Source organism: Janibacter indicus (assembly GCF_900176385.1).
Taxonomy (GTDB): domain Bacteria; phylum Actinomycetota; class Actinomycetes; order Actinomycetales; family Dermatophilaceae; genus Janibacter; species Janibacter indicus.
This window is the reverse complement of sequence record NZ_FWXN01000007.1, coordinates 63022-83175: the sequence shown is the minus strand read 5'-3', so window position 1 is coordinate 83175 and position 20154 is coordinate 63022. Positions and strand designations below refer to the sequence as shown.

The following is a 20154-nucleotide window of genomic DNA, read 5'->3' as shown; positions in this document are numbered from 1 at the left end:
TCGGTGGCGCGACCTAGGGCGTGTTGCTATATCCGAGTTGGCGATGGAGTGGCAGGGACAGCGCGGCCGGTCAGCGAAGCGACACGGGGAACAGTTCGGTTCGGGCGATGGCCTGGTCTCGGTCGTTTGCGAGGGCCAGGCGTGCGGGATCGGCGAGGTACGCGTCAAGCGCGGTCTGATTCGGGAAGCGGTAGAGCTGGACCTCGTGCGGTCGACCATTCGATCCATCGCTCACAGCGCGGCGGATGACCTCTCCACCATGGGCGGGAACAAGGGCGAGCACCCGGTCCTCATAGGCAGAAAGGCTGAGGGCCTCGCCTTCGTGCGCCCATAGAAAGCAGCAGAGCTCGATCTCGATGTCGTTGGTCATTTGCCGATCCTAGGGTGCGACCCCCTGCCAGTGCAGATCCAGTGGAGCGTCGCGGCGAGGCAGAGTCCGGCGTGGTAGTTGCGGGCGGTCTTGTCTGAGCGCATCGCGATTCCGCGCCACTGCTTGAGTTTGTTGAAGCATCTCTCGACGACGTTGCGATCACGGTAGCGGTCCCGTTGCTGCTCGCCGAAGTCGATCGGTCGCCCGCGGCGCTTGCGGCGGCGAGCGATCTGATCGTCGCGCTCGGGTATTGTCGCCGCGATCCCGCGCTGACGCAGCCACGCCCGGTTCGCCTTGGACGGGTAGCCCTTATCCGCGAGCACCCGGTCCGGCCTTGACCGTGGCCTGCCCCTCGCGCCTGGGACGCGGATCTCGCTCAGCGTCGCGCTCAGCATGCTGGTGTCCGCAGCCTGCCCGGGAGTGAGGATGAACGCGAGGGCTCGGCCCTTCCCGTCGCAGACCAGGTGATTCTTCGTCGTCAGCCCACCGCGGGATCGGCCGATTGCGTGGTCGGGCGGTTCCTCACCGAACTTTTTGTAGTTCGACTGATCCCCCTGTGGTGCGCGGAAGTGTCGCACCGTGCTGGTGTACGCGCACGATCGTCGAATCGATCGACGCGACCCAGTCCAGATCCCCGGACTCGCGTGCGAGGGATTGCGTCTTCTCCAACACCCCGCGCCCACACCCCCTGCTCGGACCACCGGTTGAAGTTCTTGTAGATCGTGTTCCAGTTGCCGAACCGTTCCGGCAGGTCCCGCCACGGAGCCCCTGTCCGGAACCGCCACGCCACCGCCTCCACCACGACCCGACGATCCGCCGGCGGACGCCCTCTCGGCTTCGCTCGCGGGAAGAGCGGCTCGATCTCAGCCCATGCATCATCGGAGACCACGTCACGCGACATGCCTCAAGCGTGACCGATCACTGCGATCGGACCTTTAGCAACACGCCCTAGACTCGGGACCACGATCGACGTGGGAGCGAGGTGGCCAGTGGCGGGACGGATCCGCGCCGAGGACGTGCAGGCGGTCAAGGAGCGCTCGTCGATCACCGACATCGTCCGCGAGCACGTGAGCCTGCGCCCGGCCGGCATCGGCTCGATGAAGGGTCTGTGCCCCTTCCACGACGAAAAGACGCCGAGCTTCACCGTGCGCGAGACCGTCGGTGCCTACCACTGCTTCGGCTGCGGCGAGGGCGGCGACGTCATCTCCTTCGTGCAAAAGCTCGACCACCTGACCTTCGCCGAGGCCGTCGAGCGACTCGCCGGCAAGCTCGGCATGGAGCTGCGCTACGAGGAGGGCGGCGGCCCCCGCGACGGCGTGGGGCTGGGCAAGCGGGGTCGTCTGCTCGAGGCGCACAGAGCCGCCGCGGAGTTCTACCACGAGCGGCTGCTCGGCTCGCCCGAGGCGCGCATCGGGCGGGACTTCCTGCGGGAGAGGGGCTTTGCCTCGCCCGAGGCCAAGCTCTTCGGCATCGGCTACGCACCCCGCGGCGGTGAGGAGCTGGCCCGGCACCTTCGCGCGAAGGGCTTCACCGACGACGAGCTGACCATCGGTGGCCTGTGCGGCAAGGGCTCGCGGGGCCTCTACGACCGCTTCCGCGGCCGGCTCGTCTGGCCGATCCGCGACATCACCGGCGACACCATCGGCTTCGGTGCCCGCCGCCTGTGGGACAACGACCGCATCGGCGCCAAGTACCTCAACACCACCGAGACGCCGATCTACAAGAAGTCGAGCGTCCTCTACGGCCTCGACCTGGCCAAGAAGTCGATCCGCGACGAGCGCCTGGCCGTCGTCGTCGAGGGCTACACCGACGTCATGGCCGCCCACCTCTCAGGGGTCGAGGGCGCGGTCGCGACGTGCGGCACGGCCTTCGGCGCCGACCACATCAAGGTGCTGCGGCGCATCGTGCGCGACGAGGCCGACCAGGCCCCGGCCAAGGTCGTCTTCACCTTCGACGGAGACAAGGCGGGCCAGGAGGCCGCGATGAAGGCCTACGCCCAGGACGACAAGTGGGCCAGCCAGAGCTACGTCGCCGTGGCCAAGGACGGCATGGACCCCTGCGACCTGCGACTGCGTGAGGGTGACCTCGCCGTGTGCGAGCTCGTCGCCGACGCGGTGCCGATGTTCGAGTTCGCCGTCCGCACCACGCTGGGCCGCTTCGACCTCGACACCGCCGAGGGGCGGGTGCGGGGGATGGGCGCGGTCGCGCCGATCATCAACAGCATCCGCGACAGCGCCCTGCGCCCGGAGTACGTGCGCACCGTCGCCGGCTGGGTCGGGGTCGAGGTCGAGCAGATGCGTGAGGCCGTGACCCGTGCCGGGCGGGTCCAGGCGCGCGACGAGGCGAAGGGGGAGCACCGCACCCAGGTCGACGCCCCGGAGCCGACGGCGGCCGAGGCGGCTGGCGGGGTGCCCGCCCCCGACCTGCGCGACCCGGTGGTGCTCACCGAGCGCCAGCTCCTCCAGTCGATGCTCCAGCACCCATCGCTCTTCACCTCGCAGGACCTCGACGAGGTCGACCCGCAGGGTTTCTCCGCGCCTGCCCACCGGGCGGTCTTCGACGCGATCCGCTCCGTGGGCCCACTCGTCGAGGGGCTGACGCAGACGGCGTGGCACGCCCGGGTCGACGAGGCGACCCCTCTGGCGGCCTCGGCGCTCCTCGCCGAGCTGTCGGTCGCACCCCTGCCCGTCGTCCACGACTCCTCGACCGGTCTACCGCCGCCGCACTACACCCGCTCGCTCCTCGTGCGGGTCCGCGAGGTGGCCCTGCAGCATCGGATCGCCGAGGCCACCTCGCGCCTGCGGCAGCTCGACACCGACCCGCAGTCCGACCCTGACCAGCGCCGTCAGCTGGGACAGGCGCTCTACGACCTGCAGCGGCAGCGGGCCGCCCTGCGTGAGGAGGCCCAGTGAGCCCCATGTGGTCCCGGCGCCAGCGGGCACGCGCGGTGCCCGTTCCCGACGGTGTCGAGCTCGCTCGCGGTGAGCGGGTCCTCGCGACGGCGGCAGCCGGCGACGAGGTCGTCGTCATCACCTCGCACCGACTCGTCGTGCCCGGCGGCGAGCTGGCCGAGGGGCGGCCGTGGCACCTCGTCGACCGCGGTCGGTGGGACCCCGAGACCGACGTGCTCACCGTGACCTGGGTCGACGGCGGCCCGGCCGGCACGTGGACCCTCAGCGAGCCCGGCGGCGTCCCCGACGCCTTCCATGAGCGGGTGCAGGCGAGCGTCGTGCTCGTCGAGGAGGTCACCCTCGACCGTGCTCGACGGGCGCGGGTCGTCCTGCGCAAGGACCTCACGAGCGACCGGGTGATCGCCCAGACGATCGTCGGTCGCGGGTGCGACCCCGACGACCACGAGCTCGTCGCTGCGACCGAGGCCGTCGCGCAGCGACTCGCCGAGCAGGTCGGGAGGGAGGCCTGATGTCCCACGATGCCCTGCCCGTGCTCGACCTGGCTGATCTCCACGCCGGCCCCGAGGCCGTCGAGCGTTTCCGCGAGCAGCTGCGGGTCGCGACCCACGAGGTCGGCTTCTTCCACCTGCGGCACGGCATCGACCGTGCCGTCGTCGACGAGCTCTTCGCGACCGCACGGGCCTTCTTCGCCCTCCCCGAGGAGGACAAGCGCGTCATCGAGATGACCAACAGCGCGCAGTTCCGCGGCTGGACGCGCCTGGGCGGCGAGCTCACCCAGGGCCAGGTCGACTACCGCGAGCAGATCGACATCGGCCCCGAGAGGCCGCTGCGGGTCGACGTCGATCCGCCCTACCTGCGGCTCGACGGGCCCAACCAGTGGCCCGCGGCCCTGCCGCAGCTGCGCACGCTCATCGAGGCGTGGACCGACCGGCTCGGGGTCATCGGGCGCGACCTCATGGCGCAGTGGGCGCTGTCGCTCGGCGCCTCCGCCGAACACTTCACCTCGACCTTCGACGACGCGTCGACGCTGCTGAAGATCGTGCGCTACCCGGGGACGGAGCAGACCTCCCAAGGGGTCGGTGACCACAAGGACCCCGGCTTCCTCACCCTGCTGCTCATCGAGCCGGGCAAGTCCGGCCTGCAGGTCCAGACCGACGACGGGTGGATCGACGTGCCACCGACCGACGACTGCTTCGTCGTCAACATCGGCGAGCTCATGGAGGCGGTCACCGACGGCTACCTGCGGGCCACCTCGCACCGGGTGACGGCGCCGGCCGTGGGCTCCGAGCGGCTGTCGATCCCCTTCTTCTTCAACCCCGCTCTCGACGCGGAGGCGCCGGTCGTCCCCCTTCGTCCGGAGTACGCGGAGCGAGCGCGAGGGGTCACCCAGGACGCCGCCAACGTCATCTCGGCGCGCTACGGAGACAACCTCCTCAAGGCACGGCTGCGGGCCCACCCGGACGTCGCGGCCCGCCATCACGCCGACCTCGTGGGCGGCGCCGGCTGACCGCCGCCCCGTTTTCGTATCCCGGCCACCTTCTTGCTATGGTGGCGCAGCGCTTCGGCGCGATCCCCTGTAGCTCAATTGGCAGAGCATTCGGCTGTTAACCGGAGGGTTGTTGGTTCGAGTCCAACCGGGGGAGCCACCACGAGAGGCCCAGCGTCCGCACGGACCTGGGCCTCTGGTCTGCCCGGGCTCAGCTCGAGGCCGGAGCGGGCCCGGTGGTGCGTGTGCTCGGGCCGCGTGGGGCCGGGCAGTCGACGAGCGGCTGGGGAGTGGCGGTGCCCCGCGGCAGGCTGCGGGCGGGGCCGAGGTTGTCAGTGACCGCGCGCTTCCACGCGCCGGTCTCGACCATGTCCGCCAGGGCGTCGCTGACGTCCTCGCACACGGCCGTGTCCTCGGGGCGCATCGCTACGCCCCACCGCTCGCGGGTGAAGGGCCGGCCGACCAGCCGCAGCCGGTCAGCGCCCGACGACCCACGGACGAAGGGGAGCAGCACCGCCGCGTCGGACGTCACCGCGTCGACCGTGCCCTCGCGCAGCAGGGCGACGCAGTCGGAGATCTTGGGTTCGACGGTCAGGTGCAGCCCCGGGTGGTCGTCGACGAGCTCGTCGGTCGAACGAGACCCCTGCACGCTGCACAGGGTGGCCCCCTGCAGCTGTCCGACGGAGCGGATCCGGCTGCGTGCCGGGACCAGCAGGTCCTGCCTGGTGGTCAGGTAGGGGCCGGCGAAGGTCACGTCGTCGGCCCGCTCGGGCGTCATCGAGTAGGCGGCGAGCACGAGGTCGACCTGCCCGGTCTCCAGCAGCGTGCGCCGCTGGTCGGTCACCGCCTCGACGAAGCTGATGCGTGGGATCCCGAGGTAGCGCGCGATGTGCTCGGCCACGTCCACGTCCAGCCCCGTGTACGAGTTCCCTTGTCGCAGACCGATGCCCGGCTGGTCGAAGGACACCGCCACCCGCAGGGTGCGCGGCAGGTCGGTCCGGTGCGGGCTGGTGCGCGACGACGCGGACGCGGTGCCCGAGGGCGCGACCGTCGAGGTCACGGCCGGCTCGGCGGTGGTGCTGGGCGCGACGTCGACCGGCCGGACGCATCCGGCGAGCAGGGCAGCTCCCACGGCGGCAGCAGCCAGCGCTCGGACCCGGCGCACGTCGTCCCCCTTCGTCGGACGGCACCATCCTCGCAGCCCGCGGCCGATGGCGAAGGGGGTGTCAGCCGAGTCGGGCGCACGGATGAGGCCAATCTCATCGCGGTCTCATCCATACTTCATCCGGGAGCGGTTGCCTGTGTCGTGTCAGCACGGCGACCGGAAGCAGAGGAGAAACATCATGGGGATGACGACGAGGGCTGCGGTCGTGACCGCAGCGCTGCTGGTGGGAACCATCGGAGGAGCTGCGGCGAACTCCGCACGAGTTTCGACGCCACAGCTCGCACCGACGCAGTCGTCGGTGAGTGTCGGTGGCTGCGTCATCCGGCTCTACACCGCGGGGCCGGAGCTGCACGCCAACTCCACGCACACCTGCGTGGGCGTCCGCAGCGTCGATGTCACGTCGATGGGCCGGCTGCGTGTGCGCTACACGGCGGCGTCCGATGTCGTGGGGCTGAGCGCGGGGGCAGACGAGACGCTGGCCGGGCGCGGCATCCAGGTGGGCGTCGACGGGACCTCGAGCTACGCGACGATGACTCTCTACGACACCAAGCTCAAGCGGCGTCTGAACCTCGCGAGGACCACCGACTACCGGCGGGCTGCGGGCTCCTCGTCGAACGTGTGGTTCGGCACGGTCAAGGCGACGTCGTGAGGCGGTCGCCGCTGGCCGCGGGCCTCGCGGTTGCCGCGATGCTCGTCGGCGGCACAGCGTCCTACGCCGGCCTGTCGTCACGACCGGGAAGCATCGCCCCCGAGGAGGTCGGGGTGCTCGCCTGCCACGTCGCCTGGGATGCCCGGACCCGCTCACCCGTCCTCGACCGGTCGCAGGGCAGTGGGTGCGCGGGGGTCACGAGCGCCTGGGTCGATGACCGGGGTCGGATCACCGTGCGGCACGCGTACAACCCGGTGATCAGCATCGTCGTCACACCCGACGAGGCCGCCGCCGGCCGTGGACTCACGGCCGGCGCCTCAGGAGGTGGCCCGCGCACGATGCTCACCGTCTCCGACGCGCGCGTCGGGCGCCGGCTCCACCTGCACACCGCGCGAGACGCCGACCGGGTGGGGAGTGGGTCCGGGTGGTGGCTGGTCATCACGCAGGACGCCCGGTGACCTGCGCCTGACGCGGGAGGGTCGGCGTGGCTAGGCTGCCGACGTGACCACGACACTCGTCCTCTCCGTCATCGGCAACGACCGCGCCGGCCTCGTCAAGGCACTGGCCGACGTCATCGAGCAGGAGGGCGGCAACTGGGAGCGCAGTCACCTGAGCGAGCTGGCCGGCAAGTTCGCCGGGATCGTCGTCGTCACGGTGCCGTCGGAGCGGGCGGAGGGCCTGCGGGCCGCGCTCGAGCCGCTCCAGGGCCTGCTCGACGTCGCGGTGCACGACGCGACGGCCGTCGAGGACCTCATCGAGGGCGGCCAGGAGGTGCGCGTCGAGCTGCTCGGCAACGACCGACCCGGCATCGTCGGTGCGGTCTCCGGCGTGCTCGCACAGCACGGGCTGAGCGTCGCCGAGCTGGTGAGCACCACGAGCGACGCCCCCATGGCGGGCGGACGTCTTTTCGAGGCGATCGCGGTCGCGACGGTGCCGGCTGGCACCGATCTCGACGCCGTGCAGGGTGACCTCGAGCGGTTGGCCACCGAGATCATGGTCGACCTGACCCTCAGCCCCCACGACGACGAGGACTGAGGGTCCGGTCGCCCGGGTCAGCGGCGCGCGGACGTCGAGGCGCGGCCCCACGTCGTGCTGCTGTCGACCGTCGCGAGCTGCCAGTAGCGGGTGGTCGAGGCGTAGGCCTTGAGCGTGACCCGGCCGTAGCGGTCGGTGGTGCCGGACTTGACCCACTTCCACGAGCAGGAGGAGCAGGTCTTCTGCCGGAGGGCGACCTTGGTGCCCGGCCAGGCGCGGAAGCCACTGGGGTAGGAGGTGCGCGAGTAGCGCGTCGAGGTGCCCTTGACCGTGACGTAGCGGCCGGAACGGCTGGTGCTGATGCTCTGGCGGGCGCCGAGCTTGACCGTCATCTTCCGGGAGTTCTGCGTCATGGCGTTGTAGTTGTAGTCGTACGCGCCCTCCGGTCGGACGGTGTAGGTCCCCATGGGGTTCCAGTCGTACCAGTCCATCGTGTCGCTCGAGGTGGAGTCGTCGAAGTAGAGGTACTCGAAGGAACCCTGGGTCGGGTGGATGACGCTCCACGAGGCCCAATCGGCGTAGCGCAGGCAGCCGCTGCTGAACTTCGCCGTGATGGCCTTGTAGGGGCTGGTGATCGAGACCTTGCTCGGGGTGGAGACCGAGCACGAGTACGCCGCCTGGGCGGGCACCGCGGTGACCGCGACGGGGACGAGGGAGAGAGCGGCGGCAGCCGCGACGCGCTTGAGCATGGGTGGATGACCTCGGGTGAGCGAAGGGAGTGTGGCGGGGCAGCCCCCCGACCGAGGAGAAGACTAGGGCCGGGCTCCGACAACCACCAGAGCCCGGTCACCCCTCGGCGTCACCAGGTGTGTGCGACGTCGACGACGAGGCGCGACCCGCCCGTGGTCTTGATGATGAAGACCCGCATCGGCAGGCGCGCACGGGTGCCGACACCGAAGGTGCTCTGCCCCTCGAAGCTGCCCGCGAAGGCGATCTGGCGGAAGGTTCGGAAGCCGGTGACGTCGACCGCGTTGAGCTTCGAGCGGGGGTTGTAGGTGGCCCGGCCGCGGCTGTCGTAGGCCGGGCCCCGCACGATGACGCGCAGGTCGGCTCCACCCTTGAGCCAGACCCGCTTGCCCTGCCCCTCGGTGTAGACGGGCGCGTAGCGCACGTCGTAGCCGCGCAGCGTGCCCCGCAGGTCGACGACGAAACGGTCGTAGCACGTGTGCCGCCCCGCCCGCGCGTTGGTGATCTGCGACCACGACATCGTCGGTGCGCTCTTGGCGCCCGAACCCCAGTCCGTCGCGCAGGCGGTGCCTGCCGCAGCGGCGCCGGTCGATCCCTGGGCGGGCGCGCTCGCCAAAGCACCTCCCGCGACCGTCATCGCCGCCGCACACGTCGCGGCCGCAAGCCGCGCCTTCATGGTCCTGCTCATGGTGCCCACATCCCCTGATCGGGCGGCGGCTCCGGTGTCGCCGCGATCCACCTAGGATCCTCCCGGGAGTGGGGTCACGCGAGAGGCTGTCGCCGAACGGTTCGTTGGCGGCAGGGTGGGGCCACTGGGGCTTGAACCCAGGACCGACGGATTATGAGTCCGCTGCTCTGACCGACTGAGCTATAGCCCCTTCGCCCGAGGGCGACGGCGTGAGGTTACCCCGTCGGATCAACGCCGCACGACAGCGGGATGGTGCCGGAGCGCACACCCGGCGAGTCGCTGCGGGCCCAGCGCGCGGCCGCGTGGTCCGATGCCCTGTGCGAATCATGACGTCGACCGGCAGAGGCGGGACTGCACGAGCGGTGGGTGATGAGGGAGTGGCCACGGTGAGGGCTGGTGCTCCTGTGGTAGTTGGGGCACAATGGCCGCACAAGCGCGTTCGCGTGCACATATCGCTCGAGCAGCACGCCGCAGAGTCATCGCGCAGCAGCCGTTCGGTCCCACGGAAGTGCATGGCGTTGGGGAAGACGTCCATCGCACTCAAGGAGGATCAGGATGTCTGCAGGTAAGCGCGTCACCACTCGAGGTGTGGTGTTCATCCATAGCACCCCGACGGCCCTGTGCCCCCACATCACGTGGGCGCTCGAGTCCGTGCTGGGGCAGTCCGTCACCCTCGACTGGACCGAGCAGCAGCTCGGCCGGTCGCTCAAGCGTGCCGAGTTCTCCTGGACCGGAGAGCCCGGCACCGGCGCCAAGCTCGCCTCCGCCATGCGCGGCTGGGACAACGTGCGCTACGAGGTCACCGAAGAGCCCACGCCGGGTCTTGACGGTTCCCGCTGGAGCCACACGCCCACGCTCGGCATCCACCACGCGACGATCAGCGCGTCCGGCGACGTCGTCCTCCACGAAAACCGCCTGCGTGAGGTCATGACCCTCGCCCAGGGCGCCGGCGAGGCCGTCGAGGACATGCTCGGCGAGCTCCTCGGCGACGCCTGGGATGCCGAGCTCGAGCCCTTCCGCCACGCCGGCGACGGTGCCCCCGTCCGCTGGTTGCACAAGGTCGGCTGACCGGCACCCACCACCGCCCCATGCACGAAGGGGGCTGCGCACCCTCCTTGGCGCAGCCCCCTTCGGTCGTGCCCTCAGCTGGTGGTGAGGGCCTGGTAGGCGGCGGTCTCGAACTCGACGAAGCGGGTGAAGCACGTGGCGTCCGCGAAGGGCAGGATCTGCGTGGCCCAGTAGCCACCGATTCCGTTGTCGCGGTCGATCCAGTAGTACAGGTTCGCCAGGCCGGCCCAGCCGATGGCGCCTGCGGGACGTCCCGTCGGGAACGGCTCCTCGCCGTACTGGAAGGTGTAGGACCAGGTCTTCTTGAGGCCGGGGAAGAACTCGGCGTCGTTGGACAGCGTAGGGATGACCCCGGGTAGCAGCTTTACCTGCAGGTGGTCGGGAAGCTGGTTGGTGAAGCCGAGGTCGACCGAAGCCGGCGAGAGCACCTGCTCACCCGTCGCACTGCGTCCTTCGTTGAGCCACATGCGGATGAACTTGAGGTAGTCGGGCACCGTCGAGAACAGCCCGTGGCCACCGAAGTCGACCTCCGGGACCGGGGGTGTCTCAAAGTCGCTCGGGGTGAGCGTGCCGTCCTCCTCACGCTGGTGGTGTCGCGCCTTGCGGGCGAGCATCTCCTCGGACGGGGCGAAGGTCGAGGAGTCCATGCCCAACGGCGCGAAGATCTTCTCGGCGAAGACCTCGCCGAGCCTCTTGCCGGTGATGCCCTCGACCACCTGACCCGCCCAGTCGATGTTGCTGCCGTACTCCCACTGCGTCCCGGGGTCGAAGAGCAGCGGGGTCCGGAGGGCGGCGCGGCTGGCGGTGGCGACGCTGGGCTGGCCGTGCTCCTCGGCGAGCCGCTTGTACTTCTCGTTGAAAAAGTCGTAACCGAACCCGGCGGTGTGGGTCAGCAGGTGATGGGTGGTGACATCACTGGTGGGCGTCCGCAGGATGGGCTGGCCGTCGCCGTCGAATCCGTCGATGACCTGGAGCTCGCCGATGGCAGGGGCGTACTCCTTGGCCGGAGCGTGCAGGTCGAGGTCACCCGACTCGACCAGCTGAAGGCAGGCGGTGCCGGTGATCGCCTTGGTCGTGGACCAGATGTTGAAGACCGTGTCCGTGGTCATGGCGGTGTCGCCGGACAGGTCACGCATGCCGGAGACGCCGAGGTAGACGTCCTCGTGGCGATCGGTGACGCCGGCCACGACCCCCGGAACCCGCTCCTCGCCGGAGGCGGGTCCCTGTGACGCGGACTGGACGACGGCGTCCACTGCGGCTGTCAGCTTGTCGTTCATGGGTGTTCCTTTCGTCAGGACCTCCACTCTCCCGGCCGTGTGGTGAGCACCACAACCGACGCGACGGCGCAATTCACCACCCGTGCCCCGCCACATGGCGGGAGACCCGGGCGGAGCGCCCGAATAGGCTTCGAGGGAGACGGACGCCACACCCTGCGTGCCGATTGGAGGAGAGCGCCATGTCGACGGATGGGATGCCTCGACCGCCCTTCGATGCCGAGCTGCGAGCCGGTCTGGCGGTGGTCGGGGGGATGTTTCCACCGACGATCACCCCTGAGCTCGTCGACTTCATGCGGGTCTCGTACGCCTCGCCGCCCATGGCGGAGGCGTTCAGGGAGCGCGGCGTCTCCGTCCAGGACGTGGTGATCCCCGGGTACCAGGGCGCTGACCTCACGGCCGCCGTGCTTCGCCCGATGGGGGTCGGCGGAGCCCGCCCCGCCGTGGTCTACGCCCATTCGGGCGGGCTGATGTTCGGCGACAAGTTCAGCGGGCTGGACCTGGTGCTGGACTGGGTCACCGAGCTGGGCGCCACCCTGATCACCGTCGACTACCGGTTGGCGCCGGAATTTCCCGACCCGTATCCGCTGGAGGACATGTACGCCGCGGTGGAGTGGGTGGCAGCACACGTCGAGGACCTCGGCATTCGCCGTGACCGGATCATGGTGGCGGGCGCGAGTGCCGGGGGTGGCCTCGCCGCGGGCATCGCCCTCGCTGCCCGCGATCGCGGTGGACCCCGGCTGTGTGGCCAGGTCCTGGACTACCCGATGCTCGACGACCGGCTGGTCACTGCCTCGACGAACCAGTTCGACGGTGTCGGCGTCTGGGACCGGATCAGCAACGAGACCGGGTGGCACGCCTTGCTCGGAGACCGGCGCGGCGGCGACTCCGTCTCGCCGTACGCCGCCCCCGCGCGGGCTCGGCACCTGGGCGGGTTGCCGCCGGCCTTCATCGACGTCGGCGCCGCGGAGATCTTCCGGGACGAGGCGATCGCCTACGCGGACCGGATCTGGCAGGCCGGCGGAGATGCCGAGCTGCACGTGTGGTCGGGCGCCTTCCACGCCTGTGACATCTTTGCCCCACACACCAGCGTCGGTCGCTCGATGATCCGGACCCGCAACGCATGGGTCGAGAAGATCCTCGGGGACTAGGGTCACCGGTGCGGGGGTGACGTCGAAAGGGAGACGGTGATGCAGGAACTCCTGGGGCGGATCGCTCGGCTCGACCCCAGCGCGAGCTTGGGGCTTCGTGTCATCGCGTGCTTCGACGAGCTGGTCGTGGGCAACGTCAACACCCGTGCCCTGCTTGCTGCCGCTGCGTCCCTGGCCGGGTGCACGGCTGGGTTCGCCCATCCCGACTCCGGGCGATCGCTGCGGATCACGGCGAAGGGGCAGGTCGCCGAGGGGCCGACACCTTCGGTCCGTGAGGATCTCACGGCGTCCGTCGGCGACGAGATGTCCGTGTGGCTCGAACGAGACGACGACCCCTGGGCCAACGACGCCATCATCTTGGAACGGCTCGCCCTGGCCGTTCAGATTCGGCAGGGCGACGGGCGGCGCGCGATGGACAACCGCCGCCACCTCGGCGTCCTCACCGAGCGGAGCAGCACGCCCGAGGAACGGTTGGAGGCAGCCGCAGCCATCGGGCTGGTGTCATCGGGGCAGTACCGGATCCTCGCTGCGCCCCTCTTCGCCGTCTGGGACGGACGACCGCCCGGACCCGAGGACGTCATCGCCACCCGCTTCGGTCCCATCCACACCATCGTCGTCCGGGAGTCCCACGAGTCCTTCATGGCGTCGCCGTGCGGAGTGGGCGTGGCCGTGCCCGCACACGAGCTCGATCGTTCCTTCCGCAGTGCCCTCGTTGCGCTGCGTCTGTGCGACCCGCCGGGAGAGCCGCTCGTCGAGGCAGAGGCCTACGGCGGACTGATCGAGCTCCTGGCCGAGACCGACGACGCCCAGCGCGGCCAGACCGACACGCTGCGCGGGGTCGCGCACCATCCGTGGGCCCTCGAGACCGTCGCCGCCCTCGTCACCACGCAGACCGTGCGCGAGGCCGCACGCGTCCTGAACGTGCACCACAGCACGCTCCAGGCCCGCGTCGACACCATCCGGGCCGAGATCGGATTCGATCCCTTGCACGGGTTCGGGCGCACCCGGCTCGGCACCGCCTTCCTCGTCCATCGGCTGAATCGATCGAAAGTGCTGGACCTGCCGGCTCCGGGGGGCGTTCGGGGCGACGCGCGCACCTGAGCGGGGCACCGGACCCACGCCAGGTCGACAGGGGTTCGTCAGGGCTTGTCTGCCTCGGCACCGACCACCGTCGGGGCGGCGGCGATGGCGTCACCCGCGGTGCGACCACGCCGGTTGAGCCGCCGCTCGAGCAGCCCGGCCAGCGAGGTCAACGTCCAGTTGACGATGATGAAGACGATCGCCACGACGACCAGCGCCGCGAAGATGTTGGAGTGCAGCGAGGAGAGGTTCTGCCCCTGCTGCAGCAGCTCCGGGTAGGTGATGACCGTGCCGAGCGCCGTGTCCTTGAGGATCACGACGAGCTGGCTGACCAGGGCCGGCAGCATCGCGGTGACCGCCTGCGGGATCTGGATCGAGCGCAGGACCTGGCCGGGGGCGAGCCCGACCGACAGCCCGGCCTCGCTCTGGCCGCTCGGCAGGGAGTGCACGCCCGAGCGCAGCAGCTCGGCCATGACCGACCCGTTGTAGAGGGTGAGTGCAGTGACGACCGCGGCGAGCGGGTTGAGGTCGGCGGAGAAGACGCCGTTGTAGGCGTAGATCCCGAAGAAGAAGATCATCATGATCAGCACCGGGATCGCGCGGAAGAACTCGACGACCGCACCGCTGACCCAGCGGACGACCCGGTTGCCGGAGAGCCGGCCCGCGCCGAAGACGAAGCCGAAGATGCTCGCGCCGACGACCGACAGGGCAGCCGCCTTGACGGTGTTCCACAGGCCGATGAGCAGGTAGTAGCGCCAGGTCTCCCAGGTCGCCATCGGCGACCACTTCGCGCCGGAGAACTCCTCGTACTCGTTGAGCTTGCCGACGACGACCCATGCGAGCGCCGCGGCGACGAGCAGACCGAGCGCGGCGATGATGCGGTAGCGCATCCGCGCCCGGGGGCCGGGGTTGTCGAAGAGGACGGTCTGGGTGCTCATCGCTTGACCGCCATCCGCCGCGACAGGCTCGTCAGCCCGATGCCGATCGGCAGGGTGAGGAGCAGGAAGAACCCGGCCACGAGGGCGAAGGTCACGTAGTTGAGGTCGGCACGCAGCTCGATCGCCTCGCTCATGAGGGCGGCGGTCTCGGCGACGCCGATGGCCGCAGCGACAGTCGTGTTCTTGATCAGGGCGATGGTCACCGAGGCGAGCGGGGCGATGGCACCGCGGATCGCCTGGGGGAGCACGACGTGGCGCAGGTTCTGGGTGAAGCCCAGGCCGATCGAGCGCGCCGCCTCTGCCTGTCCGGGCGGCACGGTGTTGATCCCGCTGCGGATCGCCTCGCAGACGAAGGCTGCGTGGTAGACGGCCAGGCCGACGATCGCCCAGCGCACACCGTTGTCGGTGATCGAGGTCGGGCTGTTCTCGTCGGCGAGGTTGATGCCCAGGTCGTAGAGCATGACCATGATCGTGAAGGTGAGGATCAGGGTCAGCGGGGTGTTGCGCACGATGTTGACGTAGGCGCTCCCGGCGAAGCGGAAGACCGCGACCGGCGAGACCCGCATGATCGCGATGATCGTGCCGAGCACGAGTGCCCCCGCGAGGGAGAACACCGCCAACTTGATGGTGAGCCAGAAGGCGCCCCACACGTCGAACTGCTGGAAGAGCTCGCTCATCCACTACTCCTTGTCGATGGCGTCAGCGGCGGGACGAAGGGGGCCGACGCCCGCCACGCGCAGGTGGGCCGGCCCCCTTCGTCCTCGTCGGTCAGGAGCAGGTGTCGAGCTTCGGCGGGTTGGTCTCGGAGTCGACCTCGAAGCCGGCGGGCCCGAAGTTCTTCTCCACCGCCTTGTCCCACTCGCCGTCGTCGACCATCTTGGTCAGCGCCTCGTTGACCTGCTCGCACAGCTCGGTGTCGCCCTTCTTCAGGCCGACGCCGTAGCGCTCCTCGGAGAAGGGCGCACCGACGACCTTGAGCTTGCCCTTGTACTGGTCCTGGGCCGCGTAGCCGGCGAGGATCGTGTCGTCGGTCGTCAGCGCGTCGAGCTGGCCCTTGGAGACCGCCTCCGCGCACTTGGAGTAGGTGTCGAACTCCTGGAGGTTGACGCCCGGGACCTCCTTCTTGACGTTGTCCGCGGAGGTGGAGCCGGTGACGGAGCACAGCTTCTTGCCGTCGAGGTCCTTGGGCCCGGTGATCTTGGCGTCGGTGGCGACGAGGAGGTCCTGGCCGGCGATGAAGTAGGGGCCGGCGAAGGAGACCTTTTCTTTGCGCTCGTCGGTGATCGAGTAGGTCGCGAAGATCAGGTCCACCTGGCCGGTGGCGATGAGGTCCTCGCGCTGCTTGCTCGGGGCCTGGACGAACTGCACGTCGGTCTTGCCCATCTCCTTGGCGACGTAGTTGGCCACGTCGACGTCGAAGCCGGTGTAGGTGTTGCCCTCCTTCAGCCCCAGGCCGGGCTGGTCGAACTTGATGCCGATCTTGATGCTGTCGCCGCCGTCACCGCCGGACCCGCCGTCACCGCCGCCGTCGTCGCTGCCGCACGCGGCGAGACCGAGGGTGAGGACGAGTGCGGCTGAGGCTGCGCCGAGACGTCGCATGGTCATGGTGTTCTCCTCCTGGTTGTCACGACCCACACCCTGTGCGCCGCGGTCGAGCTGTCGTGCTGGTCAATGGCTGAGGATCTTGCCGAGGAAGTCCTTGGCGCGGTCGCTGCGCGGGTTGGTGAAGAACTCCTCGGGGGTGGCGGTCTCGACGATCTGCCCGTCGGACATGAAGACGACGCGGTCGGCCGCCCGCCGGGCGAAGCCCATCTCGTGGGTGACGACGATCATCGTCATGCCGGTCTGCGCCAGCTGCGCCATGACGTCGAGGACCTCGTTGATCATCTCGGGGTCGAGGGCCGAGGTCGGCTCGTCGAAGAGCATGACCTTGGGGTCCATCGCGAGGGAGCGGGCGATCGCCACGCGCTGCTGCTGGCCACCGGAGAGCTGGGCCGGGTACTTGTCCGCCTGGGCCTCGACGCCGACCCGGGTGAGCAGCTCGCGGGCCCGCTGCTGTGCGTCCGCCTTCGACTTCTTGCGCACCTTCATCGGCCCGAGGGTGACGTTGTCGAGGATCGTCTTGTGGGCGAAGAGGTTGAAGGACTGGAAGACCATGCCGACGTCGGCGCGCAGCCGGGCCAGCTCCTTGCCCTCCTCGGGCAGGGGCTGGCCGTCGATGGTGATGCTGCCGGACTCGTAGGTCTCGAGCCGGTTGATCGTGCGGCACAGCGTCGACTTGCCCGAGCCCGACGGACCGATGACGACGACGACCTCGCCGCGGCCGACGGTCAGGTTGATGTCCTGGAGCACGTGCAGCTGCCCGAAGTGCTTGTTGACGTCGGTGAGCACGACGAGGGGCTCGTGGGTGGTGGTGTCGCTCGGCATGACGCAGAACCTACTGGCCCGCAAGTGTCAGGGGACGCGGGAACGGCGAGTGTGACCGGAGCGAGACACAACCGGCGCCTGTCGGGCGCCGATGCGTCAGTCGGTGGCGCGCATGTGCTCCCACGGCTTGTGCAGGTGGAAGCGGCGACCGCTCACCTCGTCGGGGGCGATCTCGACGACGTGGTGCTTGTCGTCGCCGACCCAGGGCCGCAACGGCACCTGCTCGGCACGATCGGCCTCGGCGCCCTCGAGCACCCGCGCGGACCCCCGCACGACGACCGACCATGCGCTCTCCTGCGTCAGCTCGTCGATCTCGAGCGCGACACGCGCATGCATGACCACGCCGAGCAGCTTGTTGCCCTCGGCGGTGCGGAAGAGCAGTCGATCACCGTCGACGGCGTAGTTGAGGGGGGTGATCTGCACGTCGCCGACGAGGGGGAAGGCGAGCCGCCCGAACTCGTGGGCGGCGAGCAGGTCCCAGCACTGGGCGGTCGACAGCGACTGCGGCGGTTCGAAGCTCACAGGGGAATGTTCCCATGCTCACCCCGTCGAGCGGGAGCCTGCGCCAGGGCGGACGCCACGGTCGAGCGCGTCAGCCTCGGCTCGACGATCTCGTCGACGACACCGATCTCGACCGCGCGCGGCAGCCCACCCGACAGGCGGTCGTGCTCGTCGGCGAGCTGCTGCTCGACCTCGGCGACCTCGGCCTCGTCGACCTCCGCGAGCCGGCGGCGGTGGAGGATCCGGATCGCCGCGACCGACCCCATGACCGCGACGTGGGCGTCGGGCCAGGCGAAGACCTTTGTCGCGCCGAGCGAGCGCGAGTTCATCGCGATGTAGGCGCCGCCGTAGGTCTTGCGCGTCACGACCGTCACCCGCGGCACGACGGCCTCGGCGAAGGCGTGCAGCAGCTTGGCCCCGCGGCGCACGACGCCGTCCCACTCCTGGCCGACGCCGGGCAGGTACCCGGGCACGTCGACGAGCACGACGAGCGGGACACCAAAGGCATCGCACATGCGCACGAAGCGCGCCGCCTTCTCCGCGGAGGAGGAGTCGAGGCAGCCGCCCAGGCGCATGGGGTTGTTGGCGATGACGCCGACGGTGCGTCCCCCCATGCGGCCGAGGGTGGTGACGATGTTGGGTGCCCAGCGGCCGTGGAGCTCCTGCACCTCGCCGCTGTCGAGGAGCTGCTCGACGAGCGGGTGCACGTCATAGGCGCGCTTGGCCGACTCGGGCAGCTGCTCGGCGAGGTCGACGTCGGTCACCGCGTCGAGGTCGAAGTCGCCCTGGCTGCTCAGCAGCCGGCACAGCGTGCCGGCCCGACCGTAGGCGTCGTCGATCGACTCGGCGAGCACGTGGACCACGCCGGAGCGGCGACCGTGCGGCTCGGGTCCACCGAGGCGAAGGGCGTCGACGTCCTCACCCGTGACCGAGCGGACGACGTCGGGACCGGTGACGAAGATGCGCCCCTCCGGGGCGAGGATGACGATGTCGGTCAGGGCCGGGCCGTAGGCGGCACCGCCGGCGGCGGCACCGATGACGACCGAGATCTGGGGGATCTTGCCCGAGGCGCGGGTCATGATCGCGAAGACCTCGCCGACGGCGTGCAGCGAGACGACACCCTCGGGCAGGCGGGCGCCACCGGAGTGCCACAGGCCGACGACCGGGACCTCGTCGGCGAGGGCCCGCTCGTAGGCTGCCACGACGACCCTGCACCCGGCGACGCCCATCGCGCCGCCCATGATCGTCGCGTCGGAGGCGAAGACGACGATGGGCTGACCGCCGACGGTGCCCGTGGCGGCGAGCATGCCCGAGTCGTCGTCGGCCGTGATCAGCTCGACCGACCCGTCGTCGAGGAAGTCAGCGATGCGGTGGTTGGGGTTGCGCGGGTCCTGCTCGCGCGGGACCTTGGTCCGCGTCGACACCGATGCGGAGGCCGCATTGGGCTGGCGCGTCACGAGTGCGTCCCGAAGGCCAGGGCGACGTTGTGCCCGCCGAAGCCGAAGCTGTTGTCGAGGACGAGCAGGTCGCCGTCACCCAGCGGGCGCGGTGTGTCGCGCACGATGTCGAGGTCGACCGCCGGGTCGAGGTTGTCGATGTTGATCGTCGGGGGAGCGAGCCGGTCGCGCACGGCCTGGGCGGCGAAGACGGCCTCGAGGGCGCCGGCAGCGCCGAGCAGGTGACCGGTCATCGACTTCGTCCCGCTGATGGCCATGTGGTCGGCGTCCTTGCCGAAGGCCCGGCGGATCGCCGCGACCTCGGCGACGTCGCCGACGGGGGTCGACGTCGCGTGGGCATTGATGTGGCACACGTCGGAAGGCGTCGCGCCGGCGTCGAGCACCGCGTCGGCCATGGCGCGGGAGGCCCCGGCGCCCTCGGGCTCGGGCGCGGCGATGTGGTGCGAGTCGGCGCTCACGCCGAAGCCGGCGAGGGTGCAGATGATGTTGGCGCCGCGTGCCCGGGCGTGCTCCTCCGACTCGAGGACGAGGATCGCCCCGCCCTCACCGAGGAGGAAGCCGTCGCGGTCGGTGTCATAGGGCCGCGAGGCGGTCCGGGGGGAGTCGTTGCGCGTCGAGAGGGCCTGCATCGCGGCGAAGCCGGCGATGGGCAGCGGGTGGATCGAGGCCTCGGAGCCGCCGGCGATGACGACGTCGGCCAGTCCCTCGCGGATGAGGTGGGCGCCGTAGCCGATCGACTCGGCGCCTGAGGAGCAGGCCGAGACGAGGGTGTGGGCGCCGGCCCGGGCACCGAACTCGAGCGAGACCGTGCCCGACGCGGAGTTGGGCATGAGCATGGGGATCGACAGCGGGTAGACCCGGCGAGGACCCTTGGTGCGCAGCGCCTCCCACGCGGTGAGCAGGGTCTGCACGCCACCGATGCCGGTGCCGACGGCACTGGCGAGGCGCTCCGGCTCGACCTCGGGCGAGCCGGCATCGGCCCAGGCCTCACGTGCGGCGACGAGCGCGTACTGGGCGAAGGGGTCGAGGCGCTTGGTCTCGACCTTCTTGAGCACCTCGGTCACCGGGACGGCGAGCTGCGCGGCGAAGGTCACCGGGAGCTCGTACTCCTCGACCCAGGAGGCATCGAGCGTGCTCGCGCCGGAACGACCGGCGAGGACGGACTGCCAGGTCTCCTCGGCGGTCCCGCCGAGCGGGGTCGTGGCGCCGAGACCGGTGACGACGACGGTGGGTCGGGGAGAGGACATGCGGGGCTCCTGTGGGTCG

General features: G+C 70.2%; 21 protein-coding genes, 2 tRNA genes and 1 pseudogene. 10 read left to right on the top strand and 14 right to left on the bottom strand.

Annotated elements, in window-relative coordinates:
* Positions 1–70 precede the first annotated feature (70 nt).
* Both B9B60_RS09760 and B9B60_RS09755 read right to left on the bottom strand, forming a co-directional pair.
* The gene (locus B9B60_RS09760; RefSeq protein WP_084451238.1) at positions 71–370 is read right to left on the bottom strand and encodes a DUF1330 domain-containing protein; all 300 of its coding nucleotides are present in this window, start codon (positions 368–370) and stop codon (positions 71–73) included.
* Positions 367–1271 (bottom strand): annotated as a pseudogene (locus tag B9B60_RS09755) (IS5 family transposase). Before B9B60_RS09755 ends, B9B60_RS09760 begins: the two are co-directional and overlap by 4 nt.
* Before the next feature lie 88 nt (positions 1272–1359).
* Between B9B60_RS09755 and dnaG the strand changes: the two are divergent.
* The 4 genes from dnaG to B9B60_RS09735 all read left to right on the top strand — a co-directional run bounded on the left by dnaG (position 1360) and on the right by B9B60_RS09735 (position 4928).
* Positions 1360–3282: a DNA primase gene (gene dnaG, locus B9B60_RS09750; protein ID WP_084451237.1), complete on the top strand. Its 1923-nt coding sequence runs from the start codon at positions 1360–1362 to the stop codon at positions 3280–3282.
* Complete coding sequence (locus B9B60_RS09745; protein WP_143445529.1) at positions 3279–3791, top strand: hypothetical protein; 513 nt, start codon at positions 3279–3281, stop codon at positions 3789–3791. Before dnaG ends, B9B60_RS09745 begins: the two co-directional genes overlap by 4 nt.
* A complete protein-coding gene (locus tag B9B60_RS09740; RefSeq protein WP_084451235.1) occupies positions 3791–4789 on the top strand; it encodes an isopenicillin N synthase family dioxygenase in 999 nt (332 codons plus the stop codon). The genes B9B60_RS09745 and B9B60_RS09740 overlap by 1 nt, the downstream gene beginning before the upstream one ends.
* Positions 4790–4852: 63 nt before the next feature.
* Positions 4853–4928, top strand: a tRNA-Asn gene (locus B9B60_RS09735).
* Positions 4929–4979: 51 nt separating this feature from the next.
* Here B9B60_RS09735 and B9B60_RS09730 read toward each other — a convergent pair.
* Positions 4980–5933 (bottom strand): transporter substrate-binding domain-containing protein, encoded by a 954-nt coding sequence (locus B9B60_RS09730; protein ID WP_159451187.1) that lies wholly within the window; start codon positions 5931–5933, stop codon positions 4980–4982.
* Between the two features lie 184 nt (positions 5934–6117).
* On the opposite strand from B9B60_RS09730, the gene B9B60_RS09725 reads away from it, so the two are divergent.
* Genes B9B60_RS09725 through B9B60_RS09715 form a run of 3 tightly spaced genes read left to right on the top strand, consistent with a single transcriptional unit; the run spans position 6118 to position 7617 of the window.
* Entirely contained in the window at positions 6118–6582 is a 465-nt protein-coding gene (locus tag B9B60_RS09725; RefSeq protein ID WP_143445528.1) for a hypothetical protein, read from the top strand.
* Complete coding sequence (locus B9B60_RS09720; RefSeq protein WP_084451232.1) at positions 6579–7040, top strand: hypothetical protein; 462 nt, start codon at positions 6579–6581, stop codon at positions 7038–7040. The genes B9B60_RS09725 and B9B60_RS09720 overlap by 4 nt, the downstream gene beginning before the upstream one ends.
* Positions 7041–7083: 43 nt before the next feature.
* The gene (locus tag B9B60_RS09715; protein ID WP_084451231.1) at positions 7084–7617 is read left to right on the top strand and encodes a glycine cleavage system transcriptional repressor; all 534 of its coding nucleotides are present in this window, start codon (positions 7084–7086) and stop codon (positions 7615–7617) included.
* Positions 7618–7634: 17 nt separating this feature from the next.
* Here B9B60_RS09715 and B9B60_RS09710 read toward each other — a convergent pair whose 3' ends face one another.
* The 3 genes from B9B60_RS09710 to B9B60_RS09700 all read right to left on the bottom strand — a co-directional run bounded on the left by B9B60_RS09710 (position 7635) and on the right by B9B60_RS09700 (position 9182).
* Positions 7635–8306, bottom strand: coding sequence for a hypothetical protein (locus B9B60_RS09710; RefSeq protein ID WP_084451230.1), 672 nt, complete (start codon positions 8304–8306; stop codon positions 7635–7637).
* Between the two features lie 110 nt (positions 8307–8416).
* Complete coding sequence (locus B9B60_RS09705) at positions 8417–8980, bottom strand: AMIN-like domain-containing (lipo)protein (protein ID WP_084451229.1); 564 nt, start codon at positions 8978–8980, stop codon at positions 8417–8419.
* A gap of 128 nt (positions 8981–9108) precedes the next feature.
* Positions 9109–9182 (bottom strand) — tRNA-Ile (locus B9B60_RS09700).
* A 365-nt stretch (positions 9183–9547) separates the two neighbouring features.
* On the opposite strand from B9B60_RS09700, the gene B9B60_RS09695 reads away from it, so the two are divergent.
* Positions 9548–10060 (top strand): DUF3145 domain-containing protein, encoded by a 513-nt coding sequence (locus B9B60_RS09695; RefSeq protein WP_084451228.1) that lies wholly within the window; start codon positions 9548–9550, stop codon positions 10058–10060.
* Between the two features lie 74 nt (positions 10061–10134).
* Here B9B60_RS09695 and B9B60_RS09690 read toward each other — a convergent pair whose 3' ends face one another.
* Entirely contained in the window at positions 10135–11337 is a 1203-nt protein-coding gene (locus tag B9B60_RS09690; RefSeq protein ID WP_084451227.1) for a methyl acetate hydrolase AcmB, read from the bottom strand.
* A 179-nt stretch (positions 11338–11516) separates the two neighbouring features.
* On the opposite strand from B9B60_RS09690, the gene B9B60_RS09685 reads away from it, so the two are divergent.
* Complete coding sequence (locus B9B60_RS09685) at positions 11517–12485, top strand: alpha/beta hydrolase (RefSeq protein ID WP_185220377.1); 969 nt, start codon at positions 11517–11519, stop codon at positions 12483–12485.
* 39 nt (positions 12486–12524) lie between these two features.
* Positions 12525–13586, top strand: coding sequence for a helix-turn-helix domain-containing protein (locus tag B9B60_RS09680; protein ID WP_084451226.1), 1062 nt, complete (start codon positions 12525–12527; stop codon positions 13584–13586).
* Between the two features lie 38 nt (positions 13587–13624).
* On the opposite strand, the gene B9B60_RS09675 is transcribed toward B9B60_RS09680, so the two are convergent.
* The 7 genes from B9B60_RS09675 to fabF all read right to left on the bottom strand — a co-directional run bounded on the left by B9B60_RS09675 (position 13625) and on the right by fabF (position 20135).
* Complete coding sequence (locus tag B9B60_RS09675) at positions 13625–14503, bottom strand: amino acid ABC transporter permease (protein ID WP_084451225.1); 879 nt, start codon at positions 14501–14503, stop codon at positions 13625–13627.
* Positions 14500–15180 (bottom strand): amino acid ABC transporter permease, encoded by a 681-nt coding sequence (locus B9B60_RS09670; protein WP_072624867.1) that lies wholly within the window; start codon positions 15178–15180, stop codon positions 14500–14502. Before B9B60_RS09670 ends, B9B60_RS09675 begins: the two co-directional genes overlap by 4 nt.
* 91 nt (positions 15181–15271) lie before the next feature.
* Positions 15272–16108: a glutamate ABC transporter substrate-binding protein gene (locus tag B9B60_RS09665; RefSeq protein ID WP_084451337.1), complete on the bottom strand. Its 837-nt coding sequence runs from the start codon at positions 16106–16108 to the stop codon at positions 15272–15274.
* 63 nt (positions 16109–16171) lie between these two features.
* The gene (locus B9B60_RS09660; protein WP_084451224.1) at positions 16172–16930 is read right to left on the bottom strand and encodes an amino acid ABC transporter ATP-binding protein; all 759 of its coding nucleotides are present in this window, start codon (positions 16928–16930) and stop codon (positions 16172–16174) included.
* A 96-nt stretch (positions 16931–17026) separates the two neighbouring features.
* Entirely contained in the window at positions 17027–17452 is a 426-nt protein-coding gene (locus tag B9B60_RS09655) for a pyridoxamine 5'-phosphate oxidase family protein (protein ID WP_084451223.1), read from the bottom strand.
* On the bottom strand, positions 17449–18888 hold the full coding sequence (locus B9B60_RS09650) for a carboxyl transferase domain-containing protein (RefSeq protein WP_185220374.1): 1440 nt from the start codon (positions 18886–18888) through the stop codon (positions 17449–17451). The genes B9B60_RS09655 and B9B60_RS09650 overlap by 4 nt, the downstream gene beginning before the upstream one ends.
* A complete protein-coding gene (fabF, locus tag B9B60_RS09645) occupies positions 18885–20135 on the bottom strand; it encodes a beta-ketoacyl-ACP synthase II (RefSeq protein ID WP_084451222.1) in 1251 nt (416 codons plus the stop codon). Before fabF ends, B9B60_RS09650 begins: the two co-directional genes overlap by 4 nt.
* Positions 20136–20154 lie beyond the last annotated feature (19 nt).